The sequence below is a fragment of the Streptomyces sp. NBC_00554 genome, from assembly GCF_041431135.1.
Taxonomy (GTDB): domain Bacteria; phylum Actinomycetota; class Actinomycetes; order Streptomycetales; family Streptomycetaceae; genus Streptomyces.
Genome location: NZ_CP107799.1, coordinates 83864 through 108688, shown reverse-complemented (window position 1 = coordinate 108688; position 24825 = coordinate 83864). Strand labels below are relative to the sequence as shown.

The following is a 24825-nucleotide window of genomic DNA, read 5'->3' as shown; positions in this document are numbered from 1 at the left end:
GGAGCGGGACGACCACGGGGAGCCGAGGAGACAGTGGTAATGGAACAGATGGAGAGATCATGCGCAAGACAGCGGCGTTCATCGGCGCCGGATTCCTGACCATCACGACCGCCGCCTGTGGCGGCACCGCCTCGACCGGTGCCGCCGACAAGACACTGACCATCTCCGAGTCGGTCACGGCCACGCCGTGGGACCTCGCGAAGGCCAGCATGGGCCCCGAGGCCCAGTACTACCAGCCGGTCTACGACACGCTGGTCCGGCTGAACTCGAAGAACGAGCCCACCCCGAACCTGGCCACCTCGTGGTCGTACGACAAGGCCGAGACCACCCTGACGCTGAAGCTGCGCAGCGGTGTGAAGTTCACCGACGGCACGGCGCTCGACGCGCAGGCCGTCAAGCAGAACCTCCTGCACACCAAGAGCGGTACGGGCACGGCCGCCGGCGAGATCCAGGACATCGCGAGCGTGGACGCCACGGATGCCCAGACCGTCGTCATCAAGCTGAGCCACCCCACCGCCGCACTCCTTCCCGCCCTGGGCCAGGTCTCCGGCATGATCGCCAGCCCCAAGTCACTGGAGAACCCGAAGGCTCCCGTCGGGTCCGGCCCGTACCAGCTGGACACCTCGGCGACCACGGCCGGGCAGACGTACACCTACACGCGCACTTCGGGCTACTGGAACGCGAAGGCCTTCCCGTACGACAAGATCGTCATCAAGTATCTGGCCGACCCGACGGCACGTACCAACGCCCTGCTCTCGGGCCAGCTCGACGGCGCCTCGCTCAGCCTCAGCCGCGTCAAGACCGTCAAGGACCGTGGCCTGAACGTCGTCACCTATCAACCCGGCGACATCGAGGGCCTGTTCATCTGGGACCGGGCCGGCAAGATCGTCCCCGCGCTCGGCAAGCTGAAAGTCCGGCAGGCGCTCAACTACGCCTTCGACAAGCAGGCCATCATCAAGACGGCCAAGACCGGACTCGGGGAGCCCACCACGCAGCTCTTCGCCCCTGGGGAGGAGGGCTATGACGCCTCGCTGGACACCAAGTACTCCTACGATCCGGCGAAGGCCAAGAAGCTCCTTGCCGAAGCCGGTTACCCGAACGGCTTCGCGGTCACCCTGCCGGACCTGTCCGCCCTCTTCCCGCAGGAGCAGGCGGCCCTCACCCAGTCCCTCAAGGACATCGGCATCAAGGTGAAGCTGGACAACCTGCCGAGCGACCAGATCTTCAGCAGCATGCTGGCCGGCAAGTATGCCCTGTCCTACTTCAAGCTGGGCGCCCCGAATCCGTGGGACAAGGTCCAGCTGGAGCTGACCAAGAACTCGACCTGGAACCCCTTCAAGTACGACGACCCCAAGGCCGACGACTTGATCTCCCAGATCTCGAAGGCGACCGGAGCCGAGCGCACCACGCTGTTCAAGGAGCTCAACACCTATGTGGTGGACCAGGCGTGGGACGCCCCTTGGACCCCCACCGTGAACGCCTACGCGACCGCCAAGGATGTGAAGGTGACTCCGCAGCCCGGTATCAATTTCCCGCCGATCTACAACTTCGCGCCGGCCACGAGCTAGCGGCAAGGCCGCTGCGACAGGCGGACGCTAGCGGCGAGGCCGCTACGACCCGCGGAAGGAGGAACTGACCGTGCTTGTCTTCTTGTTCCGGCGCATCGCCGCCGGCGTCGTCCTGGTGGTCGTCGTGGCCACCGCGACGTTCCTGCTGCTCAGCCTGACCGGCACCGACGTGGCCCGCAACATCCTCGGCGAGACCGCCTCGCCGTCCCAGGTGTCCGCCAAGGCCCGTGAACTCGGCCTCGACGAACCCCTGGTGGTCAGGTACGGACACTGGATCGACCGGGCCGTGCACGGCGATCTGGGCCAGTCCTGGTTCACCGGCGACTCGGTGAACCAGTCCCTGGCGAACACCCTTCCGGTCACCCTCTCCATCGTCCTCGTCGGCATGCTGATCGCCCTGGTCCTCAGCATCGCGCTGGGGACCCTGGCCGCACTGCGCGGCGGCTGGGTGGACCGCGTCGTGCAGTTCGCCGCGGTGCTCGGCACCGCCATCCCCAGCTTCCTGATCGCCTTGGTCCTCGCGGTCGTCCTGGCGGTCCAGCTCGGACTGCTGCCGGCCACCGGATATGTCGCCCTCGGCACATCCGCCACGGGATGGCTCCAATCGGTCATCCTGCCGGCCGTGGCACTGGCGGTCGCGGCCACGGCGGCCACGGCGATGCAGGTGCGCGGGGCACTGATCGACGTCCTGCGGGCCGACTTCGTCCGCACGCTGCGCAGCCGGGGGCTCAGCACACGCAGCGTCGTGTACAAGCACGCGCTGCGGAACGCCGCCCCACCCGCGCTGACTGTGCTCGCCCTCCAGTTCATCGGCCTGATCGGCGGCGCGGTCGTCGTGGAGAAGGTGTTCGGGTTGCCGGGCATCGGCACGCTCGCCAACTCGGCGGCCGTCCGAGGAGACGCGCCCGTCCTGCTCGGCACGGTCGTGGTGACCGTGGCCGTCGTCGTCGCCGTCAACCTGCTGCTGGACATCGCGTACGGCTGGCTCAACCCGAAGGTGCGTGTCTCATGACCGTCCCGGAGACCGCCGCGATCCCGAAACGGGACCGCCTCCTGCGCCGGACCCTGCGCGACCCGCTCGCCGTCGGCTGCCTCGTGATCCTGGCGCTGGTGATCCTCGCGAGCCTGGCCGCCCCGCTGCTCACCGACCAGGCACCGGATCACAGTGTCCTGGCGGACACCCTCGCACCGATGTCGGGCGCCCACCCGCTCGGCGGCGACGGCGTCGGCCGGGACGTGCTGTCACGGCTGCTGTACGGCGGCCGGACCAGCCTGCTCGGCGGCACGCTCGCCGCCCTGGTCGCCTTCCTGGTAGGCGGACCGCTCGGCCTGGTCAGCGGCTTCTACCGGGGCTGGTTCGACGCGGTGGCCGGCTGGATCATCAATGTGATCATGGCCGTGCCCGCCATCATCGTGATGCTGGTGGTGATGGCGGCCGTCTCTCAGGATCTCAACGTCGCGATGGTCGTCCTGGGCGTCATCATGGCGCCGATGGTCTTCCGGCTGATCCGCGCCTCGGTGGTCTCGGTGCGCGAGGAGCTGTACGTCGACGCCGCGCGGGTCTCCGGCCTCGGCGACCCCCGCATCATGCGGCGGCACATCCTGCCGGTGGTCATCGCGCCCTCGGTCATCCAGGCGACGCAGCTGTTCGCGGTGGCGATCGGCATCCAGGCCGGTCTGTCCTTCCTCGGTCTGGGAAAGTCGTCCCAGGCCAGCTGGGGCGCGATGCTCAACGACGGCTTCACCAACGTCTACACCACACCGACGCTGCTGATGTGGCCCGGCCTCGCGATGGGCGTGACGATCCTGGCGGCCAGCCTGCTCGGCAACGCGGTGCGCGACGCACTGGGGACGACCGAGACCCGGGTGGTCCGCCGGCGTCGACCGGCGCCGAGGAAGACCGCTGGCGGGGTGCCGTCGCCGTCCGATCGCCTGCTCACCGTGGAGGGACTCCGCATCAGCTACCCGGGGCCCGGCGCTTCCGGTGGCTCCGGAGGTTCCGGCGGTGACAAGACCGTCGTTGACGGAGTCAGCCTCACCGTCGAGCGCGGTGAAGTCCTGGGTCTGGTGGGGGAGTCCGGCTCCGGCAAGAGCCAGACGGCGTTCGCCGTCCTCGGACTGCTGCCGAGCGAGGCCGAGGTGACGGCGGATCAGATGGCCTTCGCGGGCAAGGAGTTGCTCGGTGTGAGCCAAGCCGCGCTGAACGCCCTGCGCGGCCGTGGGATCGGATACGTACCGCAGGAGCCCATGTCCAACCTCGACCCCTGCTTCCGCATCGGCTCCCAGCTCGTCGAACCCATGCGCAAGCACCTGGGGATCTCCAGGGGTGAAGCACGCACCAAGGCGCTGGAGCTCCTGGCGCGCGTCGGTATCCCGGATCCGGAGCGGGTGTTCAAGTCGTACCCGCACCAGGTCTCGGGCGGCATGGCCCAGCGCGTACTGATCGCGGGCGCAGTGTCGTGCGATCCGCAACTGCTGATCGCCGACGAGCCGACCACCGCACTCGACGTCACCGTCCAGGCCGAGGTGCTCGACCTCATGCGCTCCCTCCAACAGGAACGCGAGATGGGCATGATCCTCGTGACCCACGACTTCGGCGTCGTTGCCGACATCTGTGACCGGGTCGCCGTCATGCAGAGCGGACGCATCGTCGAGACGGCACCCATCGAGAAGATCTTCGCGTCGCCCGAGCACGCGTACACGCGGATGCTCCTCGATTCCACGCTCGAAGGCGGCCCGGCGCGCGCCGCCCTGGACGCCCCCTTGAAGGAGGTGACGTCATGACCGCTCTCCCCGCGGCCCCGACCCCGCTGCTCGAACTCGAAGACGTCGTCGTGGAGTACCCGGGCAAGGGCCGCCGCGCGAAGCCCTTCCGCGTCCTGCACGGAGTGTCCCTGTCGATCGCACCCGGCGAGACACTTGGCCTGGTCGGCGAGTCCGGCTCCGGCAAGACGACCCTGGGCCGCGCGGTCCTCGGCCTCGCACCCGTCGCCAGCGGTGCGATCCGCTACGGCGGAAAGCCGGTCTCGGGGCTCGGTAAACGGGAGCGGCGGGCGCTGAGCAAGGACATCCAGGTCGTCTTCCAGGACCCGTTCACCTCACTGAACCCGGCCATGACGGTCATGGACATCCTCACCGAACCGATGCTCGTGACCGGCGTCTCGCGCGCCGACGCGGAACGCCGCGTCCAGACCCTGCTCGACCAGGTGTATCTCCCGCACGACGCGGCGCAGCGGCTGCCGCGCGAGTTCTCCGGCGGCCAGCGGCAGCGCATCGCCATCGCACGCGCCCTGTGCCGGGATCCCAAGCTGATCGTGTGCGACGAGCCGGTCAGCGCCCTGGACCTGTCCACGCAGGCGCGGGTGCTCGACCTGTTCATCGAGATCCAGGAGGCCACGGGGGTGGCGTATCTGTTCGTCACGCACGACCTCTCCGTCGTACGGCACATCAGCCACCGGGTGGCCGTGCTGTACCGCGGCGACATCGTGGAGACGGGCGACGCCGCCCAGGTCACCGAGCACCCCGAACACGCCTATACGAAACGGCTGTTGCTCGCCGCGCCCGTGCCCGATCCCCAGCGGCAGGCGCAACGCCGCGCGGAGCGGCTGAGGTTGGCGCAGGAAAGGGACGCGTCATGAGCGAGGAATCGAGCGAGAGGTTGGTCGTGGACACTCTGGCCCGCTATCTCGCCCTCTGTGACGTTCCGGTGCGTACGGAAGGCGAGTTGGGGGACCTTTTCACCGAGGACGCGGTCTGGGAGGGCGGCGGCAGCGAGTACGCCGAGAAGTTCGGCCGCACCGAGGGTCGCGAGGCGATCGTCGGGATGCTGTCGGCCTATCTGCCGCCCACCCCTCACTTCCGTACGAACGTGCACTTGCTCTTCCCTGGCACGGTCGACGTCAAGGGAGTTACCGCCCAGGGGAGTTGGCCGATGCAGCAGCTCTCGCGCTACGAGTCGGGCGCCACCGAGGTCCTGGTCGCAAAGCTCGACGTGACCTTCCGGATCGGCCCGGATCATCCCCGTATCTCGGCCTTCCGTACGGAACGGCTTTTCAGCGCACCGTTGACGGGAGAGTGATGAGCGCGGACACCGACGACCGGACGATGTTCCTGACCTGCTACGCCGACACCCACCAGTACGGCTGGCACCACGTCGACCTGTTCGTGCACGACAGCGCGGGCCGAGAGGTCAACTGGGTCCACTGGCAGGTCGATCAGGACGGCCCCGACGGCGCCGATGCGGCGACCACGCGGGTCGAACCCGCCCTGCGACGCACCAGCGAGTGGAAGCGCGGCGTCAGCGCCGACGGCAGCGAGTACTGGATCGCCCAGGCTGCCTGGGGCGATTGAGATGTGCCTCGTCTACATCCTGGACGACGACGAGGATTTGTGCACCTCGCTGGCCTGGCTCCTGGAATCGGTGGGCATCCGTTCCCAGTGCTTCTCCGACGCCCGGACCTTCCTGCGGTCCTACGACCGGGACCGGCCCGCCTGCCTGGTCCTCGACGTGCGGATGCCGGAGATCAGCGGGTTCGGCGTGCAGGAGATGCTGAACGAGGCGGGCGCGGCGCTGCCCGTCGTCTTCGTCTCGGCCCACGGAGACATCCGAATGTCGGTACGGGCCCTCCAGAACGGGGCCGTCGACTTCCTGGAGAAGCCGTACGACCCCCAGCACATGCTCGACGTCGTGCAGGCGGCGCAGCGGACGGCACGGGAGCGCTTCGAGGAACTGGCCCAACGGCGCGAGCTGCTGCGGCGGTTGGACAGCCTGACCTCCCGTGAACGGGAGGTGCTGCACCTGGTGGTGGACGGCGTGCCCAGCAAACAGATCGCCGGGCGGCTCGGCATCAGCACGAAGACCGTCGACGTACACCGCACCCGTGTCCGGGAGAAGACCGGCGCGGAGAGCATCGCGACGCTGGTCCGCGACGTACTCCGGCTGGGACTGCGGCTCCCGGCCGCCCGATGAGAGCGAGGGCAGGCCGCATGAACGATCTCGAACCGGCCGACTTCCGGGCCCTGACCCAGGCGTTGAAGTACTGCGTGCTGCTCCACGACGCGAGGACGTACGACATCCTCTGGGCGAACCAGGCGGCCTGCGACCTGCTGGAGTGGACCGTCGCCGAACTGAAGCCGCTCAAGGCCCCCGACATGAGCAAGAACGCCCGCCAGTACAGCCGGGAGTTGGGTCACCGCTGGCTCGGGCAGGCGGTCGAGGACGGCGTCAGCGCCACCGAGTGGTGCTACCGCTCCAAGAGCGGCGAGGAGATCCTGACCGAGGCCATCGCGATCCGCGTTGACCTGCCGTTGCGCCCCGTCGTGATGGTCCAGTTCCGCGACATCGCCGAGGAGAAGGCCGTCCGCCACGATCTGTTCCGCACCGAGGGACGACTGCGCACCTTCCTCGGCAATCTGGCCGAGGGCATCGTCGTCCTCGACGACGACGGCGGTGTGGTCTTCGCGAGTGAGTCCGCCGCCAAGCTGCTCGGCGTCGACGTACCGGCCCTGCACGGTACCGACTTCGCGGACTACTGCCGCGACGGCACCGTCCCCGAGCGTGAGGGCCGCTACCGTCTCGCCGCACCCGGCGGCGAACCGCGCTGGTACGCGGTCACCTGCCAGCACATCGACATCGAGAGCGATCTGCGCGGCCGGCTCCTGCTCTTCTACGACATCACCGACCGGGTGCGCGCCGAAGAGGAACACCGCCGGGACACCCAGCACATGAACCACCTCGCCCGCTACAACGCCATGGGCGACATGGCGATGGCGATCGCGCACGAGGTGAGTCAGCCGCTCGCCGCCGCGTACAACTTCGTGGAGGGAGCCCGCGGTCGGCTCGCCGTCGGCGACGAGTCCGTCGCCTGGGGGCTGGACAACGCCGTACGGCAGATCGAGCGGGCCCGGCGGATCCTGGGCAGCCTGCGGCAGTACGTGGGCCGCCTGGAACAGTCCGAGCAGCTGACCGACCTCAACACGATCGTCGAGGACTGCGCCTACTTCATCGACCTGAGAGCCCAACAGCACGCCGTGGACGTCGAGTTCGGCCTGACCGACGCGCCCCTCCCGGTGCGCTGCGAGAACGTCCTCATCGGGCAGGTCGTCATGAACCTCGCCTTCAACGCCATTGAGGAGATGGCGAGTTGGCCAGCGGGGGAGCGCAAGGTCGAACTCACCACGCGGCGGACGGCGGACGGAAACGCCGAACTCGCCGTCCGTGACCACGGCCGGGGCCTGCCGGCCGACCTCCCCGGCGACCGGATCTTCGACGGCGTCTTCACCGCGAAGGAGAACGGCAGCGGCATCGGCCTGGCCCTGAGTCACCGCATCATCACCCGCCACGGCGGCCGTATCCACGCGGCCGGCAACCAGCCGCAGGGAGCGGTCTTCCACTTCGCTCTCCCTCTCGTCCCAGAGGAGGATCATGCCTGACCAGGACATCCACGTGACTGGACTAAGGGCCGAGCACCACAGAGAGCCGCTCGGGATCGGCGAGCCCCGCCCCCGGCTGACCTGGCAGACCGTCACCACCCGTCCGGGTTGGACCCAGTCGGCGTACGAGATCCGACTCACGGACGGCGAGCGGGAGTTGTACACCGCCCGTCGCCTGTCCGCGGACTCGGTCCTGGTGCTCTGGCCCGGCGACCCCCTGTGCTCGCGGCAGCAAGTCGACGTGTCCGTACGGGTATGGGGGTCGGACGGCGCGAGCGCGAGCCCATGGTCCGCTCCGCTGACGGTCGAGGCCGGGCTGCTCGAACCGGCCGACTGGCAGGCCCACTTGGTGTCCCCGGCTTGGCCCGAGGCCACCGACCGGCAGGTCTCGCCCCCCGTACTGCGCGGCACCTTCCGGCTGCGCGCGCCCGTGGCCTCCGCCCGCCTCTACGCCACGAGCCACGGCCTGTACGAGGCCGAGATCAACGGCGTACGCGTCGGCGACCACGTCCTGGCCCCCGGCTGGACCCACTACACCGAGCGGCTGCGCCACCAGACGTACGACATCACCGAGGCGCTGCACACGGGGACCAACACGGTCGGCGTGCTGCTGGCCGACGGCTGGTTCCGCGGCCGGATCGGCTTCGGCGGCGGACGCCGCAACATCTACGGAGACCGGCTGGCCGCCCTCGTCCAGATCGAGGTCCGCTACACCGACGGCACCACCGAGACCTTCGGCAGCGACGCGGGATGGCAGGCCGCACACGGCCCGATCCTCAGCTCCGGGATCTACGAGGGCGAGGAGTACGACGCACGCCGCGTACCCACCGAGTGGAGCCCGGTCGAGGTCCTGCCCTACGACCTGGCACCGCTCGTCGCCCCGGACGGCCCGCCCGTACGCCGTACCGAAACACTGGCTCCCGTCACCGTCCTCACCTCACCGTCCGGCCGTACGATCCTCGACTTCGGCCAGAACCTCGTCGGCCGCCTCCACATCCGGGTCACCGGCGAGGCCGGACACACCGTCACCCTGCGCCACGCCGAAGTGCTGGAGGACGGCGAACTCGCCGTGCGCCCGCTGCGCGAGGCCCGCGCCACGGACACGTACACCCTGCGGGGCGAGGCGGGCGGCGAGGAGTGGGAGCCACGCTTCACCTTCCACGGCTTCCGCTATGCCGAAGTCACCGGCTGGCCGGGGGAGATGGGCGAAGGCGACATCCAGGCCGTCGTCCTGCACACCGACATGCGCCGCACCGGCTGGTTCACCTGCTCCGATCCGCTGCTCAACCGCCTGCACGAGAACGTGGTGTGGGGCATGCGCGGCAACTTCGTCGACATCCCCACCGACTGCCCGCAGCGCGACGAACGCCTCGGCTGGACCGGCGACGTACAGATCTTCGCCCCCACCGCGACCTTCCTCTACGACTGCTCCGGCCTCCTGCGCTCCTGGCTGACCGACCTCGCCGCCCAGCAGTACCCGGACGGCCGGGTACCGATGTACGTGCCCTTCTTCCCCGACCGCTTCCCCGAACTGCGCGCCGCCGCCTGGGGCGACGCGGCGGTCATCGTGCCCTGGGTGATGTACGAGCGCTACGGCGACCTCGGCATCCTCGCCGCTCAGTACGACAGCATGGAGGCCTGGGTCGAGGGCATCACCGCCGTGGCCGGTGACCGGCACCTGTGGAACACCGACCGTCAGCTCGGCGACTGGCTCGACCCCACCGCCCCGCCGGACCACCCCGGCGACGCCCGCACCGACGGACAACTGGTCGCCACCGCCTACTACGCCCACTCGGCCTCCCTGCTCGGCCGCACCGCCCAACTCCTGGGCAGGGAGGACGACTTCGCGCACTACACGAAGCTGGCCGAGACGGTACGGGCCGCCTTCCGCGACGAGTACGTCGCCCCGGGCGGCCTCCTGACGAACGACGCCCAGACCGCGTACGCCCTCGCCCTGCGCTTCGACCTGCTCGCCGACGACCAACGGGCACCAGCGGGACGCCGCCTCGCCGAACTCGTCAGCGAGGGCGGCTTCCATATCGGCACCGGCTTCGTCGGCACGCCGCTGATCTGCGACGCGCTGTGCGACGCGGGGGAGTACGACACGGCGTACCGACTGCTGCTGACGAAGACGTGCCCGTCGTGGCTCTACCCGGTCACCATGGGCGCGACCACCGTCTGGGAACGCTGGGACAGCATGCTGCCGGACGGCACGGTCAACCCCGGCGAGATGACCTCCTTCAACCACTACGCCCTCGGCGCCGTCGCCGACTGGCTGCACCGCACTGTCGCCGGGCTCGCTCCCGCGGCCCCCGGCTACCGCCGCCTGCTGGTCCGACCCCGCCCCGGCGGCGGACTCACCCACGCCTCCGCCACACACGAAACGCCGTACGGCCGCGCCGCCGTGTCCTGGACCCGCACCGACGGAGTGCTGCGTGTGACGGTCACGGTCCCGCCCGGCAGCACCGCACTGATCGACCTGCCGGGCATGGCGGAGCGCCCCGAAGTCGGCTCCGGCGAACACCGCTTCCTCACGGAGATGCCATGAACACCCGCTACCAGCACGCGACTCTGATCGACGGAACCGGAGCCGCGCCCGTACCGGACGCGGTCCTCGTCGTGGACGACGCCGGTCTCATCGCCTATGTGGGACCGGCGGCCACGGCGCCCCCGACACCGACGGCGGTGACAGTGGACCTGCGCGGTCGCACCCTGCTCCCCGGCTTCTTCGACTGTCACACGCACCTGTGCATGACCCCGGGACGCGGGCTCACCGCAGGCCTGACCACCGACCCGACGGTGGAGACCTTCGAGATCGCGCGGCGACTTCGCACGACCCTCGACGCGGGTGTGACGGCCCTGCGCGACCTCGGCGGTCTGCCCGCGGGCTATCGCACCGCCGTCGAACGTGGCCTCGTCGAAGGCCCCCGGCTCCAGACCGCCGTCAAGGTCATAGGCCACACCGGCGGCCACGCCGACTGCTCGCTGCCCAGCGGGGTGAACGCCGCTCCCCATCTGACCGAGCTCGCCGACACCCCCGACGAGGTACGGATCGCGGCCAGGCGCATGCTGCGCGACGGCGCGGACCTCATCAAGGTCTGCGCCACCGGCGGCATGGGCAGCCCGCACGACGACCCCGACGACGAGGGGCTGACCCTCGACGAGTTGAAGGCAGTTGTCGACGAGGCCCGACGACATCGCGGCAAGACGGTCGCCGCCCACGCCCAGGGCACCGCGGGCATCCGCAACGCCCTCCAAGCCGGTGTCACCAGCATCGAGCACGGCTACGGCATGACCGACGAGCTATGCGACTTGGCCCTGGAGCGGGGAGCCTTCCTCGTCCCCACCCTCGCCACGGTCTTCGCCCCACTCGACCAGGCGGCCATGCCCGACTACCACTTCCGCAAGAAGAGCCGCTGGTCCGGCATCACCAAGGAGAACATCGCGCACGCCATCGCCCGCGGCGTCCCGATCGTCCTCGGCACGGACGCCGGTGTCGTCGAACACGGCCGAAACCTGAGCGAGTTGTCGCACCTGATGGAACTCGGCATGGACCCACTCGCCGCGATCACCTCAGGCACGCTCACCGCGGCTCGACTCCTCGGGGTCGACGACCGACTCGGCTCCCTGGAGGCGGGGAAGACTGCGGACTTCGTGGCGGTCGACCAAGACCCCTTGCGCGACATCGGCAGCCTTGGCCGGCCGGAGAATGTCGTGCTGGTCGCCCAGGGGGGAGAGCTGCGCAAGGACCTTACGAGAGTCTGACGCGGTGTCCGAACGCCTTCATACGGCGCTGCACAGTGGCAACTCTGGTCCCACACACCCCGGGCCAGAGGAGCCGCACATGAGCAGGCACAGCAAACGCAGGTCGAAGCTGCAGAAGAGGCTGACCGTCTTGGGCGGAGGGGCGGTGGCCGTCGCGGCGGCTGTGGTCGCGGTCAACGTCGCGTCCGCGTCGCAGGTTTCACCCGCCCCGCGTGCCGCCTCGAAGGCCGACCACGCCGTCTTCGTCCAGGGCAACGAGCTGGCCGGGAACACGATCCGCGTCTTCCGCCGGGGCGACGACGGGCAGTTGACCGCCGCGGGGAAGTACGCGACCGGCGGCAAGGGCGGCGACCAGACCGACGCGCCCACCGACTCGCTCGCCTCGCAGGGATCGCTCGTCTACGACCACCGTTCCGGCCGGCTCCTGGCGGTCAACGCGGGCAGCGGCACCCTGACGTCCTTCGCCGTGCACGGCCAGAAGTTGACGGACCGTCAAACATTGTCCACGGGAGGCGACTTCCCTTCGTCCGTCACGGTCTCGGGGGATCTCGCCTACGTCATGAACGCGGGCGGGGCGGGAAGCGTCCAGGGCTTCCGGATCACCTCCGAGGGGCTGAAGCCGCTGAGCGGTTCGAACCGCGGTCTGGAGCTGAAGAACGAGAAGGTGCCGTTGTTCAGCAGTTCGCCGGGGCAGGTCGCGTTCACGCCGGACGGCCGGGACCTGGTCGTCACCACCAAGTCGGCGAACACCATCGAGGTCTTCCCCGTGGGGAAGGACGGCCTCGTGGCGGACAAGCCGGTCGTGAACAAGTCGGCGGGCATGGTGCCGTTCGCCATCGCCTTCGACAAGTCCGGGCGCATGCTGGTCGCCGAGGCCGCCAACTCCACCGTCACCACCTACAAGGTGCGCCACGACGGCGAGTTGAAGACCCTACAGGCGTCCTTGCCGAACGGGCAGATGGTCCTGTGCTGGCTGGAGCGGGCCGGTGACTTCTTCTACGGCGGCAACACCGGCAACTCCACCGTCAGCGGCTACCGCCAGGACGCGCACGGCCGACTCGCCCTGACCAACGAGGCGGGCATCGCGGCCGCGCCGTCCGGAATGTCGCAGGGCGTCATCGACCTCGCCGTCGCCGCCGACAAGTTCGTCTACGTCCAGAACGCGACCTCCGGCACCGTCGACGGTTTCCGTGTCGGGCGCACCGGCGCCCTCACCAAGATCACGACGGTCACGGGACTGCCCGCCTTCGCCGCCTCCGGCATGGAGGGCATCGCCGCGGTGTAAGAAAGCGGCCACCGCGGCGGAACGTCCCGGGCACGCGACGAGCGCGCCCGGGACGTCGTATATAGGGCGGGCGCGCTTCGGCAGTGCTGTAGTGCGCGGACGCACTGTGCTGCGTTTCACCACGCGGGAGGCCTGGCTGGCGATGTTCCGCCCACCCGCCGTTGACCGTGGTATCGCGTCCCGCCGGGACCAGATCCGGCGCATTCGATCGGCTACGGTCTTCGGCCACCGTCTCGGCTACGACGGCCCCGACCGCCGCTTCAGCGCCCGCGGTCCTCATCACCTGGACTGGTCCAGGTTGTGCCGTCATTCGCAGGTCAGAATGACCTTGCCCAACTTGCCCGCCTCGGCGAGCCGGTCGTACGCGTCGCGGTAGCGGTCGGGCGGGAAGGTCGAGTCGACAGCTACCCGCACCAGTCCCCGGGCCGGCAGCGGCACCATCGTCGGGGCGATGTCCTGGGCCAGCGCCGCCTTCTCCGCGTGGGTCCGCCCCCGGATCGTCGAACCGATCAACTGGCCCCGCTTCAGCATCAGATCGTAGATCCACAGCGGCCCCACCACCGTGGTCGTTCCCGCTCTGGCCAAGACCTACGCACGCATGGATCCCTGCCTACGAGGCACGCTGACCTGGGATCGCGGCATGGAACTGGCAGCCCACAAGCGTCTCCGCGCTGACACCGGTGTTGACGTGTTCTTCGCGGCACCGGGTAGCCCCTGGCAACGTGGTGGCACCAACGAGAACACCAACAAGTTGTTCCGGCAGTACCTACCTAAAGGAACGAACCTGTCGCCCTTCAGCCAGGACGACCTTGACGCCATCGCGACGAAGCTCAACAACCGTCCGCGCAAGTGCCTGGGATTCCGAACACCAGCCGAGAATGTTGCCTTGACCGGTTGAATCTAAGGTGGTCCGCCTGAGGATGTCGACGTCCTCGCGCAGTCGGCGCTTCTCCCGCCGCAGCACGGCCGATTCCTCACGTTCACTGCTGGTCAGCCCGTCGCGCTCGCCCGCGTCGACCTCGGCCTGAGTGACCCACAGCCGCACCGCGGTCTCGGTCAGGTCGAAGTCCTTGGCGATCTGACCGACCGTACGGTCACCGCGCCGGCACAGCTCGACGATCTCGGCCTTGAACTCCGGCGTGAACGAACGGCGAGGCCGAGGCTCCTTCTTCCCCATGCTCTCCATGACGGACATCCTCCCGGGGCAGAACCCCCGATCTCGAATGTCCGTCAAAGCGGATCAAGCCCACTCTCAATCAGTTCGTTCGACAGAACATCTCCCAAGTGCAGGTTTCTCACGCCCGACGAAGACTCATGCGGTCTTCGACGATGAGTACGTTGTTGCCCGTGTCCCTCCCCTCATAGGGTGGAGACCATGGCTGCAGGGGAAGTTGGGGGAGTTGCCTTCGCATCCTGAAGGTTTCCAGCCCACGACGGATTTGGCTCTCTACGAAGATCGCAGTGTGGAGGCGCGAGGCCGGTGCGGCCTCTTCCTGAAGGAAGGCCGGATCCCGAACCGGCTCTCGGAAGGCTGTTGGCGCCGTCGTTTCGTATCAAGGAAAAAGGCAGTCATGAGATTGCGAAGGCATGGATTGCGGCGGATTCGCCCCCATACCGTCGCCGCCGGTGCATGCGTTCGGGCGGGCCGGTCGGCTGTGCGGCGAATCACGTGGCTAGTGCCGATGCTGTCGCTCCTGGCGTTGGCCGGGTGCACCGAGGCGGCACCGTCGAAGTCGACACCAACGGCGGCGGCCGGGACGGCGACCGTCGATTGCAACCGGATCTCAGGTAACGGCCGGACGTTCTATGAGAGCAATCCGACGTACACGGATCCCCGGGACGACGGTGCGGACTGGTCGGCGACCTCGCCGGAGGAGCAGGGGATGGATTCAACCCTGTTGCGTACGGGGTTGACCAAGCTCGGGAACAACGCGTCGTTGTTCAGCGCGCTGGTCATCCGGCACGACCGTCTCGTCGCCGAGCGGTATTACCACGGTAGTGGCGCACAGCGGAGCAATAACGTCCACTCGGTGTCGAAGAGTATTTTGCAGGCGCTGGTCCACATCGCCGTCGCGAAGGGCTACATCGGAAGCCTGGACGACCCGGTGGCCGACTATCTTCCGGAGTACTTCGGCAATGCATCGCCGGAGAAGAAGAAGATCACCATCCGACACATGTTGACCATGAGGTCGGGTCTCGACTGGACGGAGGATTCGACCGAAAGCCAGGTCGAGAAGGCGTCGAACTGGGTCCAGCCGATTCTCGGCCGTCCGCTCGTGTCCGTCCCCGGCACGACGTACAACTACAGCACCGGCAATACGCACGTCGTCTCGGCCGTGCTGCAGAAGGCCACTCGCATGAGCACCTGCCAGTTCGCCCACCAGTACCTGTTCGAACCGATGGGCATCACGGCCGAGCATTGGGGCCGTGACCCGCAAAGCATCTTCTCGGGCGGGTACAACGTCTACCTGACGCCACGGGAGATGGCCAAGTTCGGCCTGCTCTACCTGCACGACGGCAAGTGGGCCGGCCAACCGCTTGTGCCAACTAGTGCGGTGCGGGCGGCGCAAGCCCAGACCACACAGGTCGACGACACCTTCGCCTATTCCGAGGGTTGGTGGATGCACACCATCTCCAGACGCGCGATGTACTTTGCCTGGGGATACGGCGGGCAGTTCGTCTACGTAATCCCCAGCGCGGACATCGTGCTCGTGACCAGTGAGAACACCAGCGACAACAGCAATGAAGAGATCAGCGCAAGGGCGTTCATTCGCAACTACCTGCTGCCCTCCATAACCGGCCCCTGATCTTACCTGCGGCAACTGATCGCGCGGGCGAAGGGCGCCACCATCCCGCAGCGAGAGGTGAAGGAGATCGCCAGTGGGAGCGAAGTACCGGAAGCAGATCCTCGAGTTGTTGTGGTCCCCCGGTGGGACCTGAGTGGCCAGGCGTTCATGGCCGCGGTCTCGGGGGCGGGAGAGATCCTGCATGACGGGTTCGACGCCGACCTCCTCCGCGCACTGCTGAAGCTCGCCGAGCAAGGCCGCGGTGTGTACGGCGACGATCTCATGCAGCGTCTCGCGGTGGAGGCGATCGCCCGCTCACTGGGCGCCGGCCACACCGAGTCGATGAGACCGCCCGAGGGAGTCACGCGTTCGGAGTCGGCGCAGGGCCTGCTGAGGGTCGCGCGTGACCGACTGCACACGCAGCCCCTGCCGGACCGCGGACTCTGCGCTCAGCGTGAGATCGGCGTCGGTTGGACCGGGTAATGGGCCAGTACGGCGTTGGCGCGGGCGATGACGTCCGGGACGGCAGAGCCGTCCACACCGAGCAGCCGCAGCGATCCCCGCACCGCCGATTCCGCGTAGCGTGCGCGCTCTCCCTCTCCACCCCACTGACGCTGTGACACCGAAGCCTCCACCAGGGCGAAGACGAGGTCCAGGTCGCGGGCGAGGTCGGCGGCGTGCTCGTGGGTGTGCAGTGCGCCGAGTGCGGCGCGGCCGAACTCGCGGTACGTGTCGCGCAGGACGGTCTGTGCGGAGCGGGTCGGTACGAAGTCGGCATCCTCCAACTCCGGCAGGTGGTAGACGACATGGAGGTTCAACCGGTCGCGCAGCAGGGTTTCCAGGTCGAAGGTCACCAGGGCGCAGACCCGGATGACGGGGTCGAGGTCCTGCTCGGTCAGCCAGCGCGCGAACTCCAGGGCCGGGGTGACCGTGCTGGACAGCAGCGAGGTGAGGATCGTCCCCTTGTCGGCGAAGTGGTAGTACATCGTCGACTGCTTGATACCCACGGCCTCGGCGATCTGACGGGTCGTCGTCTTGCCGTACCCCTGCTCACCGAAGAGCCGGGACGCCGCCTGGAGGATCTCCTCCCTGGTGCTGAGTCCATTGCGCTGCTTGGGGGCGGAGCGCGGACGGCCCGGTTTCCCGGCGGTCGGCCGCTCCGGTGGGGTGACGGCTCCTGTCGTGTCGTCGTCGTGCGTCACGCGGCCCGCTCCCGTCCGGCTCCGATGCCGCTCGTCAAGTCCTTGACGACGCGGCCCCCTTGGATCACGGTCCGGATCGCGTCGGGCTCGCCGAGCGCCGCAATGTCGGTTAGCGGATCCACGTCCGTGAGCACCAGGTCGGCCCGCAGTCCGGCACGCACCGAACCCACCTCGTCGTCGAGCCGGCACATCCGGGCCGCCACGGAGGTGCCCGCGGCGATCGCGGCGGCGGGGGAGAGGCCCAGCCGCACCAGCAGTTCGAGTTCGCGCAGGTTCCCGCCGTGCGGCGCGATGCCGGCGTCGGTACCGAGCACCACACGGACGCCGCTGGTCAGCGCGACTGACAGGCGCTCCAGTGCCGTCTCGCGCAGCCGTCGGCGCTGCTCCACGAGGTGCGGGGGCCCGTCGGCACATACCGGACGGGTCAGTGCGGACAGGGTGGGGACGAGGTAGGTGCCCCGCTCGCCCATGTCCTGAAGCGTGGTGTCGTCCACGAGGTAGCCGTGCTCGATGCTGCGTACGCCGGCCCGCACGGCGGCCGCGATGCCCGCGGCGCCCTGTGCGTGGGCCGCCACACCCACCACGCCCTGACGTTCCGCCTCGGTGACGACCGCGCTCAGTTCGGGCCCCGTCAAGCCGCCCGACTCCGGGGCGCGGCGCGGGCTCGTCATGCCTCCGGTCGCCGCGACCTTGACCCAGTCGGCACCCTGGCGCACCACCTCGCGTGTGGCCCGTACGAACTCGTCCGGCGAGTCGGCCACCGCGCCCGCTCCCGGGCCGGAGTCGAGCGGCATGCCGCTGACGGTCCGCCAGTCCCCGTGGCCGCCGGTGATGCTGAGGATGCGCAGGGCGATCTGCAGGGCGGGGCCGCGCACATAGCCGGCCTCCAGTGCCTCGCGGAATCCGGAGTCGGCCCCCGCGAGGTCCCGCGCGGAGGTGATGCCCGCGTCGAGTGTCGCGGACAGGGCGGGCACCGAACGCAGTGTCAGCAGGCTCTCCGGTGCGAGCACCGTGTCGAAGCGTGCGGCGTCCGGACTGGTGCTCACATGCACGTGACAGTCGAAGAAGCCGGGCAGGAGGGTGTATCCGCCGGCTTCCAGGATCCGTAGCCGCGCGGGGGAGGCCGCGGTGGGCAGGCTCAGGGTGCCGGTGGGCGCGATGGCGCGGATCCGGTCGCCCTCCACCAGGACGTCCTGGCCGGGCGCGGGGCTTGGTGTCACGCCGTCGATGACGGTGACGTTCCGCAGCAGCAGCGTGGGGGCGTTGGCGTGCTCGTCCTGCCGCACGTGCGTCCTCCTCGGTGGTCGGTGCGGGCGGCCGGGGGTGGACTGGCCCGAAGGCCCGCTGGGGCAAGGCACTTCCGGTCGGGGAGGAGCCACCGTACCAAGAGGCCGAGGGGTTTTCTATCAATGACAGAATTTACCGCTCGGCAATGCTCGGCAATGCCCGGGAAACCCCAACTCGCGATCCGCCGTCTAGTTTTCGGTCACTGACAGGAATCCCCGAGTCCTCCGTGCGGCCCGCCCGCCGGACCTCCTCAACGAGAGGGTCCTGATGCGATCCAGTGCCAGAACCGGCCTCCGGACCACGCCCGCGAACAGCGACCGGCCCGCCGCGCAACGTCGCCCGCGGGCCCGGCTCGGTCTCGCCGCCGCCGTGGCCACCGTCCTCGCGCTCACCGGGTGTTCGGCCGGTCAGGCCGGGACCGCAGGGGACACGGACCTGTTCACCGCGGCCATCGTGCAGGCCTACACGACGCCCCCCGACCCCGACGTCAACTACGACGGCCCCGGACTGAACATCATCCAGAACACCTACGAGGGGCTGGTCAAGTACGAGGACGGCACCGGCACGGCCAAGATCGTCCCCTCGCTCGCCTCCGCCTGGAAGGTCTCGCAGGACGGCCTGACCTACACCTTCACCCTCCGCGACGGCGTCACCTTCCACGACGGCACCCCGCTCACCTCCAAGGCGGTGGCGGAGGCGGTCGAGCGCCGCGCCCAAGTCGACGGCGGCCCCGCCTACATGACCGCCGACGTCACCAAGGTGGCCACGCCCGACGACCACACGGCAGTCCTCACCCTGTCCGCGCCCAACTCGGCGTTCCTGGACTACCTCGCCTCACCCTTCGGCCTGAAGCTCATCAGCCCCACCGTGCTGGCGAAGCACGCCGGCAAGGACCACGCCCAGACCTGGCTCACCAGCCACGACGCCGGCACCGGACCGTACGAACTGACCTCCGCCAAGACCGGCGACAGTTACGAACTCACCGCCTACGACGACTACTGGGGCGACAAGCCCGCCTTCGCCGCCGTCGAGCTGGAGATCTCGCAGAACGCCTCCGCGGCCCAACTGGAGCTGGAACGCGGCGAGATCGACGCCATCCTCGGCAATCTCAACAAGTCCTCCTTCGAGTCCTACGCCAAGAGCCAGGCCGTCACGACCAGCACCTTCCCCAACCTCACCACGCAGATGGTCTACGTGAACCCGCAGTCGAAGGCCTTCACCTCGGCCGGGCAACGTAAACGCCTCTTCACGGGCATCGACACCAAAAGCATTCTGGCCGCGGCCATGGGCAGCCTGGAGGAACCCACGAGCCAGCTGTTCCCCCAGGGCATGCTGGACTCCGCCCTCGACGACCAGGGCATCACCTACGACAAGGACGCGCTCGCCGGCATCGCCGCATCCGCGCCCGCCAAGGGCCGGACCGTCCGTATCGGTTACGCCGGCAGCAGCGCCGACGGCAAGGCGGTCGCCGAGGAACTCGCCTCCCGGATGAACAGCGCCGGTCTCAAGGCGGAGGCGGTCGCCTACGCGGCCGGCTCCATCTACAAACTGACCGACGACCTCGCCGCCGCCCCCGACCTGGCCGTCTTCGCGGTTTTCCCGGACGCCGGTCACCCCGACTCCTGGGGCCGCATCATCTACACCCCCAAGGGCGGCCTGGACCTCTTCGGTGCCGAGGTCGACGGCCTCGATGCCGACCTCGACAAGGCCCTGACCACCACCGAGTCGTCCGCGTACGGACCTGTCGCCCGCTCGGTCATCGACTCGCGCAACTGGTTCTCCATCGGCTCGCTGAACACCACCCTGCTCACCACACCGGGCATCACCGGCACCCGTGAGGCCCAGAACCTGCTCGAGTACAACGTCCTGCACTTCGCCGCCCTCGGCCGCTCCTGACATGCCACCCGACATGACGGGAACGGACGACGTGACGGCCAGGACGTACGACGAGAGGGCCAAGGACGAGCGGCCCACACTGTCGGTGCGCGACCTCGACGTGCGGCTCACCCGCGACAGCGGCACCGTTCACGCGGTACGGGGCGTCAGCCTGGACGTGTACCCGGGCGAGATCGTCGCCATGGTGGGGGAGTCCGGCTCGGGCAAGAGCGTGCTGAGCCTCGCCGTGATGGGGCTGTTGCCACGCCGCTCCCGGCCGCGGGTCGACGGCTCGGTTCTGCTGGCCGGCACCGACATGGTCACCGCCGGGGACGAGGCCCGCCGCCTGGTGCGCCGCCGGCACGTCGGAGCCGTGTTCCAGGACCCGATGACCTCGCTCGACCCGACCATGACCGTCGGCGCCCAACTGGCCGAGGTGACCGCCGACCGGGCCGAACGGCTGCGGCTGCTCGCGGACGTCGGCATCCCCGACCCCGCCCGGCTCAAGGCCTTCCCGCACCAGCTCTCCGGCGGCCTGCGGCAGCGCGTGATGATCGCCCTGGCCGTCGCCCGCAAACCCTCCCTGATCGTCGCCGACGAGCCCACCACCGCGCTCGACGTCACGGTGCAGGCACAGGTCCTGGACCTGTTGCTGTCTCTGCGCGACACCATCGGCTGCGCCATCGTGTTCGTCACCCACGACCTGGGAGTCGCCGCCCGGATCAGCGACCGGATCGTCGTGATGCACCAGGGCGGCCTGGTCGAGCAAGGCAGCACGGACGAGATCTTCCACCACCCTCAACACCCCTACACCCGGCGGCTGTTGGCCTCCCGGATCGATCTCGACACCCCACGGGACCGGCCGCTGACCGTGGACCGCCCGACGGGGGACGAGGTGGAGGACGTACGCGCGGAGGGCGCGCAGGCGCACCGGCCGCGCACCGTGACCGAACTGGCCGGCGGCGGACGCGGCCGGGCCGTGGACGCGGACGGCGTGCTGAGGAGCGGTCAGGCACCGGCGGCCGACCGCGACCTGCCCGCCCGGTGGCCCGAGCCGGTCATCGGCAGCGACTTCGCCGTGCGGCTGCGCGGGGCTGCCCGGCTCTTCCGCTCCGGACCCCCGTGGGCCCGCAGGGAACTGAACGCGCTGCGCGGTGTGGACCTCGAGGTCGCCCAGGGCGAGTCGGTGGCGCTGGTCGGCGAGAGCGGCTGCGGCAAGTCGACGCTGCTGCGGATCGTGGCCGGCCTCGACAAGCCCACCTCGGGCGAGGTGCACGTGCTCGGCAGCACCCCGCAGATGGTCTTCCAGGACGCCGGCTCCTCGCTCACCCCGTGGCTCACCGTCGGCGACATGCTCGAGGAACGGCTGGCCCTGACGGCCGGGCGGCTGACGCGCGCCGAACGCCGGACGGCCGTCGCGGACGTACTCGAAACCGTCGGCCTGCCCGTCGCCACCGCGGACGTCCGCGGTGGCCAGCTGTCCGGCGGCCAGCGGCAGCGGGCGGCGATAGCGCGGGCCGTGATCGTGCCGCCCCGGGTGCTGCTGTGCGACGAGCCCACCTCCGCGCTGGACGTGTCCCTCGCGGCAACCGTGCTGGACCTCCTCGGTCGGCTCAGAAGGGAGTTGGGCATGTCGATCCTCTTCGTCACCCACGACCTGGCGGCCGCACGGATCGTCGCCGACCGGATCGCCGTCATGTGCGGGGGCCGCATCGTCGAGGAAGGTCCCACCGAACAGATCTGCTTCGCCCCGGCACAGGAGTACACCCGCGCCCTCCTCGATGCGGTCCCCGGCCCCCGCCGCCACCGGCCCGCGACCGGCCCGGCGGCCACGGCAGGAGGTCCCCGATGACCACGATCGGCCCACTGACGCTCCGGCGGCGCACGTACGCCGAAGCCGTCCGCGCCCGCAGCACTACCGCGGACCGGGTGGCTCTCGCGGCCCTCGCGCTGCTCGTCCTGCTGGCCCTGCTCGCTCCGGTCCTCGCCCCGCACAGCCCCACGCTGCGCTCCGGCGAAGCACTGCTCCCGCCGGGCAGCAGCGGCCACCTGCTCGGCACCGACGCCCTCGGCTACGACCTGTTCGCCCGCGCCCTGTACGGCATGCGCGCCAGCCTGTTCGCCGCCGCCCTCGTCATCTCCTCCGGAGTCCTCGTCGGCGGACTGGTCGGCGTCCTCGCCGGCACCCTGCCGCCCTGGGCGGACGGACTGCTGATGCGGATCACCGACCTGTTCCTGGCACTGCCGGGACTCGTCATCGCCATGGCCGTCGCCGCCTCGCTCGGCGCGAGCTACAGCAGTGCGCTGATCGGCATCGCCGTCGTGTGGTGGCCGATGTACGCGCGGCTCGTCCGCGGCGAGATCCGTGCCTGGGCCGCCCGGCCACACCTGGAGGCGGCCCGCCTGGCCGGGGTGCCCTGGGGACGCCGGGTCACCCGCCATCTGCTGCCCGGCGTCCGCTCCACCGTGGTGATCGCCGCCAGCCTGGACGTCGGAGGACTCGTCGTCGCCCTGTCCGCACTGTCCTTCATGGGCCTCAGTTCACCCGCCCCCGCACCGGAGTTGGGCGCCATGGCCGCACAAGGCATGCAGTACCTACTGACCGCCTGGTGGGTGCCGATCGTGCCGGGCGTCGCCGTGATGCTCCTCGCCCTCACCGCGAACTACGCCGGTGACGCCGTGCGCGACATGCTGCGACGCCGGTGAACCCGCCCGACCGCCCGCGCCGGAGAGGACTTACACCGTGAAGCCGGAGAGGACCCGCACCGTGAAAGTGGAGGACTGACACGTGAAATTCGTCCTGCGCCGCGTAGCGGCGACGGCAGGGGTACTGCTCGCCCTGACCGTGCTCCTGTTCGCACTCCAGGAGATGTCCGGCACCGACCCCGCCAAGGCGTACGTCGGCGCCAACGCCTCCCAGGCAACCGTCGACGGCGCCCGCGCCCGCCTGGGGCTCGACGAACCCCTGGTGCCCCGCTATCTGCACTACCTGGCGGGGCTGCTCCACGGCGACCTGCAGAACTCGCTGCGGACCCGCACCCCCGTCGCCTCCGACCTCGCCGACGTACTGCCCGCCAGCCTCGAACTCGCCGGCTGCGTCCTGCTCGTGGCCGTGCTCCTGGGCGCCGTGTTCGCCTACCTCACCACAATGCGCCGACGTGGCGCCGCGGTACTGCGCAGCGTGCTGTTCGCCGGTGCGGCCGCCCCCGCCTTCCTGCTGGGGATGGTGGCGCTGCTCGTCTTCTACGGCCGGCTCGGCTGGCTGCCGTCGGGCGGGCGGACGTCCTTCCGGGACGCCCCCACCGGGCCCACCGGCTTCCTGCTCCTGGACAGCCTTCTGACCGGACGGATCGACGTCTTCGCCGACGCGGCCACCCACCTCGCGCTCCCCGCGCTGTGTGCCGCGATCTCCCCGGCCGTGGCGATCGGACGGGTCCTGGTCGACGGGCTCACCACCAATCTGGAGGCCGACCACGCCCGGACAGCCCGCGCACTCGGCCTCACCGAGCGCGCGGTCCTGCTGCGGCACGCGCTGCGCAACTCGCTGGGGCCCGCCCTGTCCATGGTCGGCATCCAGGCGGGCGCCCTGCTCGCAGGACTGGTCGTCGTCGAGAAGATCTTCGACTGGCCGGGCATCGGCTCCTACCTGGACAGCTCGGTCGCGGCCGCCGACCTGCCGGGCATCACCGGCGTCGCGCTGCTGCTGGGCGTGGTCTACGTCGCGGTGAACACCATCGTCGACGTCCTCCAGGTCCTGGCCGACCGCCGACTGGCGCTCGCCTAGCCGCCGCACCGCCCGCACACACCGCGGGCACGGCCCCAACAGGCCGTGCCCGCACCGAGAAAGGAAAGAATCCGGATGAACACAGCCGGCAATACCGTCCTCATCGTCGTCGACATCCAGGGCGGTGATGTCGAGCAGTCCGCGTCACGCACGGAGATCCCGCACATGGCAGGACGCGCCGAGCGGGCCCCGCGGGTGCGCGAGCTGATCAGCCGCACCCGCGAACAGGGCATCCCCGTCGTCTGGATCCAGGAGGTCCACAAGCCGAACCTGGTGGACATCGGCCGCGAACTCGACGGTGCCGAAGGACCGCACTGCGTCGAAGGCTGGCCCGAGACCGAGCTGTCCAAGGGCCTGGAACCGCGCCCGGACGAGTTCCTGATCCGCAAGCGCCGCTACTCGGCGTTCTTCGGCACGGAACTGGAGATCGTGCTCAAGGCCTACCGGGCCCAGACCCTGATCCTCATCGGCGGACTCACCGATGTCTGCGTGCACTACACCGCCGTCGACGCCCACCAGCACGACTACCGGGTACGCGTGGTCACCGACTGCGTCGGCGGATCCAGCCAGGAAGCCCACGACGCCGCGCTGCGCGCCATCCACTACCTCCAACGCGACGCACTCGTCGAACAGGCGGAGGTACTGCGGTGGCTGGAGTCCGCGGAGCCCAACCCCGAAGTGACCCGCGCCGACCGGACCCACCTCGCTGGCCGCCCCGCCTGACCCACGACAGCATCCGCCCCGCCGGCCCCCGGCGGTCCCGGCCCGTCCGGAACGGGAACGCCGAGGGCCGCCGGACAAGGAACCGCCCGCATGACCATGTCCCGCACACCGGATCACC

Annotated in this window: 22 protein-coding genes and 1 pseudogene; 19 read left to right on the top strand and 4 right to left on the bottom strand. The window is 69.6% G+C overall.

Going from position 1 to position 24825, the window contains the following annotated elements; translation table 11 throughout:
* Positions 1–59 precede the first annotated feature (59 nt).
* The 11 genes from OG266_RS00505 (at position 60) to OG266_RS00455 (ending at position 13050) form a co-directional block, all read left to right on the top strand.
* Positions 60–1568: an ABC transporter substrate-binding protein gene (locus OG266_RS00505; protein WP_371541324.1), complete on the top strand. Its 1509-nt coding sequence runs from the start codon at positions 60–62 to the stop codon at positions 1566–1568.
* A gap of 70 nt (positions 1569–1638) precedes the next feature.
* On the top strand, positions 1639–2580 hold the full coding sequence (locus OG266_RS00500) for an ABC transporter permease (protein WP_332880787.1): 942 nt from the start codon (positions 1639–1641) through the stop codon (positions 2578–2580).
* Positions 2577–4352 (top strand): ATP-binding cassette domain-containing protein, encoded by a 1776-nt coding sequence (locus OG266_RS00495; protein WP_371541320.1) that lies wholly within the window; start codon positions 2577–2579, stop codon positions 4350–4352. The genes OG266_RS00500 and OG266_RS00495 overlap by 4 nt, the downstream gene beginning before the upstream one ends.
* Positions 4349–5206, top strand: a complete 858-nt coding sequence (locus OG266_RS00490) for an ATP-binding cassette domain-containing protein (protein WP_371541317.1) — start codon at positions 4349–4351, stop codon at positions 5204–5206. The genes OG266_RS00495 and OG266_RS00490 overlap by 4 nt, the downstream gene beginning before the upstream one ends.
* Positions 5203–5646, top strand: a complete 444-nt coding sequence (locus OG266_RS00485; RefSeq protein WP_371541314.1) for a nuclear transport factor 2 family protein — start codon at positions 5203–5205, stop codon at positions 5644–5646. Before OG266_RS00490 ends, OG266_RS00485 begins: the two co-directional genes overlap by 4 nt.
* The gene (locus OG266_RS00480; protein WP_371541311.1) at positions 5646–5918 is read left to right on the top strand and encodes a hypothetical protein; all 273 of its coding nucleotides are present in this window, start codon (positions 5646–5648) and stop codon (positions 5916–5918) included. Before OG266_RS00485 ends, OG266_RS00480 begins: the two co-directional genes overlap by 1 nt.
* A gap of 1 nt (position 5919) precedes the next feature.
* Positions 5920–6537, top strand: a complete 618-nt coding sequence (locus tag OG266_RS00475; protein WP_332880792.1) for a response regulator — start codon at positions 5920–5922, stop codon at positions 6535–6537.
* Positions 6538–6554: 17 nt separating this feature from the next.
* Entirely contained in the window at positions 6555–8000 is a 1446-nt protein-coding gene (locus OG266_RS00470; protein WP_371541308.1) for a PAS domain-containing sensor histidine kinase, read from the top strand.
* Positions 7993–10548, top strand: a complete 2556-nt coding sequence (locus tag OG266_RS00465; protein ID WP_371541305.1) for a glycoside hydrolase family 78 protein — start codon at positions 7993–7995, stop codon at positions 10546–10548. The genes OG266_RS00470 and OG266_RS00465 overlap by 8 nt, the downstream gene beginning before the upstream one ends.
* Positions 10545–11765, top strand: a complete 1221-nt coding sequence (locus OG266_RS00460; protein ID WP_371541303.1) for an amidohydrolase family protein — start codon at positions 10545–10547, stop codon at positions 11763–11765. The genes OG266_RS00465 and OG266_RS00460 overlap by 4 nt, the downstream gene beginning before the upstream one ends.
* A gap of 79 nt (positions 11766–11844) precedes the next feature.
* Entirely contained in the window at positions 11845–13050 is a 1206-nt protein-coding gene (locus OG266_RS00455; RefSeq protein ID WP_371541301.1) for a lactonase family protein, read from the top strand.
* Between the two features lie 306 nt (positions 13051–13356).
* Here the strand turns inward: OG266_RS00455 and OG266_RS00450 are convergent, their stop codons facing one another.
* A complete protein-coding gene (locus OG266_RS00450) occupies positions 13357–13608 on the bottom strand; it encodes a hypothetical protein (RefSeq protein ID WP_371552594.1) in 252 nt (83 codons plus the stop codon).
* Between the two features lie 16 nt (positions 13609–13624).
* Here OG266_RS00450 and OG266_RS00445 point away from each other — a divergent pair.
* A pseudogene (locus OG266_RS00445) lies at positions 13625–13936 on the top strand (IS30 family transposase); the annotation flags it as partial.
* Here OG266_RS00445 and OG266_RS00440 read toward each other — a convergent pair.
* Entirely contained in the window at positions 13817–14227 is a 411-nt protein-coding gene (locus OG266_RS00440; RefSeq protein WP_371552591.1) for a transposase, read from the bottom strand. The pseudogene OG266_RS00445 and the gene OG266_RS00440 sit on opposite strands and share 120 nt — an antisense overlap.
* Positions 14228–14732: 505 nt before the next feature.
* Between OG266_RS00440 and OG266_RS00435 the strand changes: the two genes are divergently transcribed.
* The gene (locus OG266_RS00435) at positions 14733–15857 is read left to right on the top strand and encodes a serine hydrolase domain-containing protein (protein WP_371541299.1); all 1125 of its coding nucleotides are present in this window, start codon (positions 14733–14735) and stop codon (positions 15855–15857) included.
* Between the two features lie 147 nt (positions 15858–16004).
* Entirely contained in the window at positions 16005–16319 is a 315-nt protein-coding gene (locus tag OG266_RS00430; RefSeq protein WP_332880799.1) for a hypothetical protein, read from the top strand.
* Here the strand turns inward: OG266_RS00430 and OG266_RS00425 are convergent.
* Entirely contained in the window at positions 16286–17038 is a 753-nt protein-coding gene (locus OG266_RS00425; protein ID WP_371541296.1) for a TetR/AcrR family transcriptional regulator, read from the bottom strand. The two genes, OG266_RS00430 and OG266_RS00425, sit on opposite strands and share 34 nt — an antisense overlap.
* Complete coding sequence (locus OG266_RS00420; protein WP_371541294.1) at positions 17035–18324, bottom strand: amidohydrolase family protein; 1290 nt, start codon at positions 18322–18324, stop codon at positions 17035–17037. The genes OG266_RS00425 and OG266_RS00420 overlap by 4 nt, the downstream gene beginning before the upstream one ends.
* Positions 18325–18592: 268 nt before the next feature.
* Here OG266_RS00420 and OG266_RS00415 point away from each other — a divergent pair, with 268 nt between their 5' ends.
* From OG266_RS00415 to OG266_RS00395, 5 genes are all read left to right on the top strand, one after another.
* A complete protein-coding gene (locus OG266_RS00415) occupies positions 18593–20221 on the top strand; it encodes an ABC transporter substrate-binding protein (RefSeq protein WP_371541291.1) in 1629 nt (542 codons plus the stop codon).
* Positions 20222–20234: 13 nt separating this feature from the next.
* A complete protein-coding gene (locus tag OG266_RS00410; RefSeq protein WP_371541289.1) occupies positions 20235–22052 on the top strand; it encodes an ATP-binding cassette domain-containing protein in 1818 nt (605 codons plus the stop codon).
* Positions 22049–22906, top strand: coding sequence for an ABC transporter permease (locus tag OG266_RS00405; protein ID WP_371541287.1), 858 nt, complete (start codon positions 22049–22051; stop codon positions 22904–22906). The genes OG266_RS00410 and OG266_RS00405 overlap by 4 nt, the downstream gene beginning before the upstream one ends.
* Before the next feature lie 82 nt (positions 22907–22988).
* On the top strand, positions 22989–23984 hold the full coding sequence (locus OG266_RS00400; protein WP_371541285.1) for an ABC transporter permease: 996 nt from the start codon (positions 22989–22991) through the stop codon (positions 23982–23984).
* A 75-nt stretch (positions 23985–24059) separates the two neighbouring features.
* Complete coding sequence (locus tag OG266_RS00395) at positions 24060–24707, top strand: isochorismatase family cysteine hydrolase (RefSeq protein WP_332880806.1); 648 nt, start codon at positions 24060–24062, stop codon at positions 24705–24707.
* Positions 24708–24825: the final 118 nt, after the last annotated feature.

Excerpts from the sequence above, each read along its gene's own strand:
- OG266_RS00430 (WP_332880799.1), top strand. The coding sequence starts at position 16,005 with ATGGCCGCGGTCTCGGGGGCGGGAGAGATCCTGCATGACGGGTTCGAC.
- OG266_RS00505 (WP_371541324.1), top strand. The coding sequence starts at position 60 with ATGCGCAAGACAGCGGCGTTCATCGGCGCCGGATTCCTGACCATCACG.
- OG266_RS00410 (WP_371541289.1), top strand. The coding sequence starts at position 20,235 with ATGACGGGAACGGACGACGTGACGGCCAGGACGTACGACGAGAGGGCC.
- OG266_RS00470 (WP_371541308.1), top strand. The coding sequence starts at position 6,555 with ATGAACGATCTCGAACCGGCCGACTTCCGGGCCCTGACCCAGGCGTTG.
- OG266_RS00490 (WP_371541317.1), top strand. The coding sequence starts at position 4,349 with ATGACCGCTCTCCCCGCGGCCCCGACCCCGCTGCTCGAACTCGAAGAC.
- OG266_RS00455 (WP_371541301.1), top strand. The coding sequence starts at position 11,845 with ATGAGCAGGCACAGCAAACGCAGGTCGAAGCTGCAGAAGAGGCTGACC.
- OG266_RS00460 (WP_371541303.1), top strand. The coding sequence starts at position 10,545 with ATGAACACCCGCTACCAGCACGCGACTCTGATCGACGGAACCGGAGCC.
- OG266_RS00435 (WP_371541299.1), top strand. The coding sequence starts at position 14,733 with ATGCTGTCGCTCCTGGCGTTGGCCGGGTGCACCGAGGCGGCACCGTCG.
- OG266_RS00395 (WP_332880806.1), top strand. The coding sequence starts at position 24,060 with ATGAACACAGCCGGCAATACCGTCCTCATCGTCGTCGACATCCAGGGC.
- OG266_RS00440 (WP_371552591.1), bottom strand. The coding sequence starts at position 14,227 with ATGGGGAAGAAGGAGCCTCGGCCTCGCCGTTCGTTCACGCCGGAGTTC.
- OG266_RS00405 (WP_371541287.1), top strand. The coding sequence starts at position 22,049 with ATGACCACGATCGGCCCACTGACGCTCCGGCGGCGCACGTACGCCGAA.
- OG266_RS00475 (WP_332880792.1), top strand. The coding sequence starts at position 5,920 with ATGTGCCTCGTCTACATCCTGGACGACGACGAGGATTTGTGCACCTCG.
- OG266_RS00465 (WP_371541305.1), top strand. The coding sequence starts at position 7,993 with ATGCCTGACCAGGACATCCACGTGACTGGACTAAGGGCCGAGCACCAC.
- OG266_RS00415 (WP_371541291.1), top strand. The coding sequence starts at position 18,593 with ATGCGATCCAGTGCCAGAACCGGCCTCCGGACCACGCCCGCGAACAGC.
- OG266_RS00485 (WP_371541314.1), top strand. The coding sequence starts at position 5,203 with ATGAGCGAGGAATCGAGCGAGAGGTTGGTCGTGGACACTCTGGCCCGC.
- OG266_RS00480 (WP_371541311.1), top strand. The coding sequence starts at position 5,646 with ATGAGCGCGGACACCGACGACCGGACGATGTTCCTGACCTGCTACGCC.
- OG266_RS00495 (WP_371541320.1), top strand. The coding sequence starts at position 2,577 with ATGACCGTCCCGGAGACCGCCGCGATCCCGAAACGGGACCGCCTCCTG.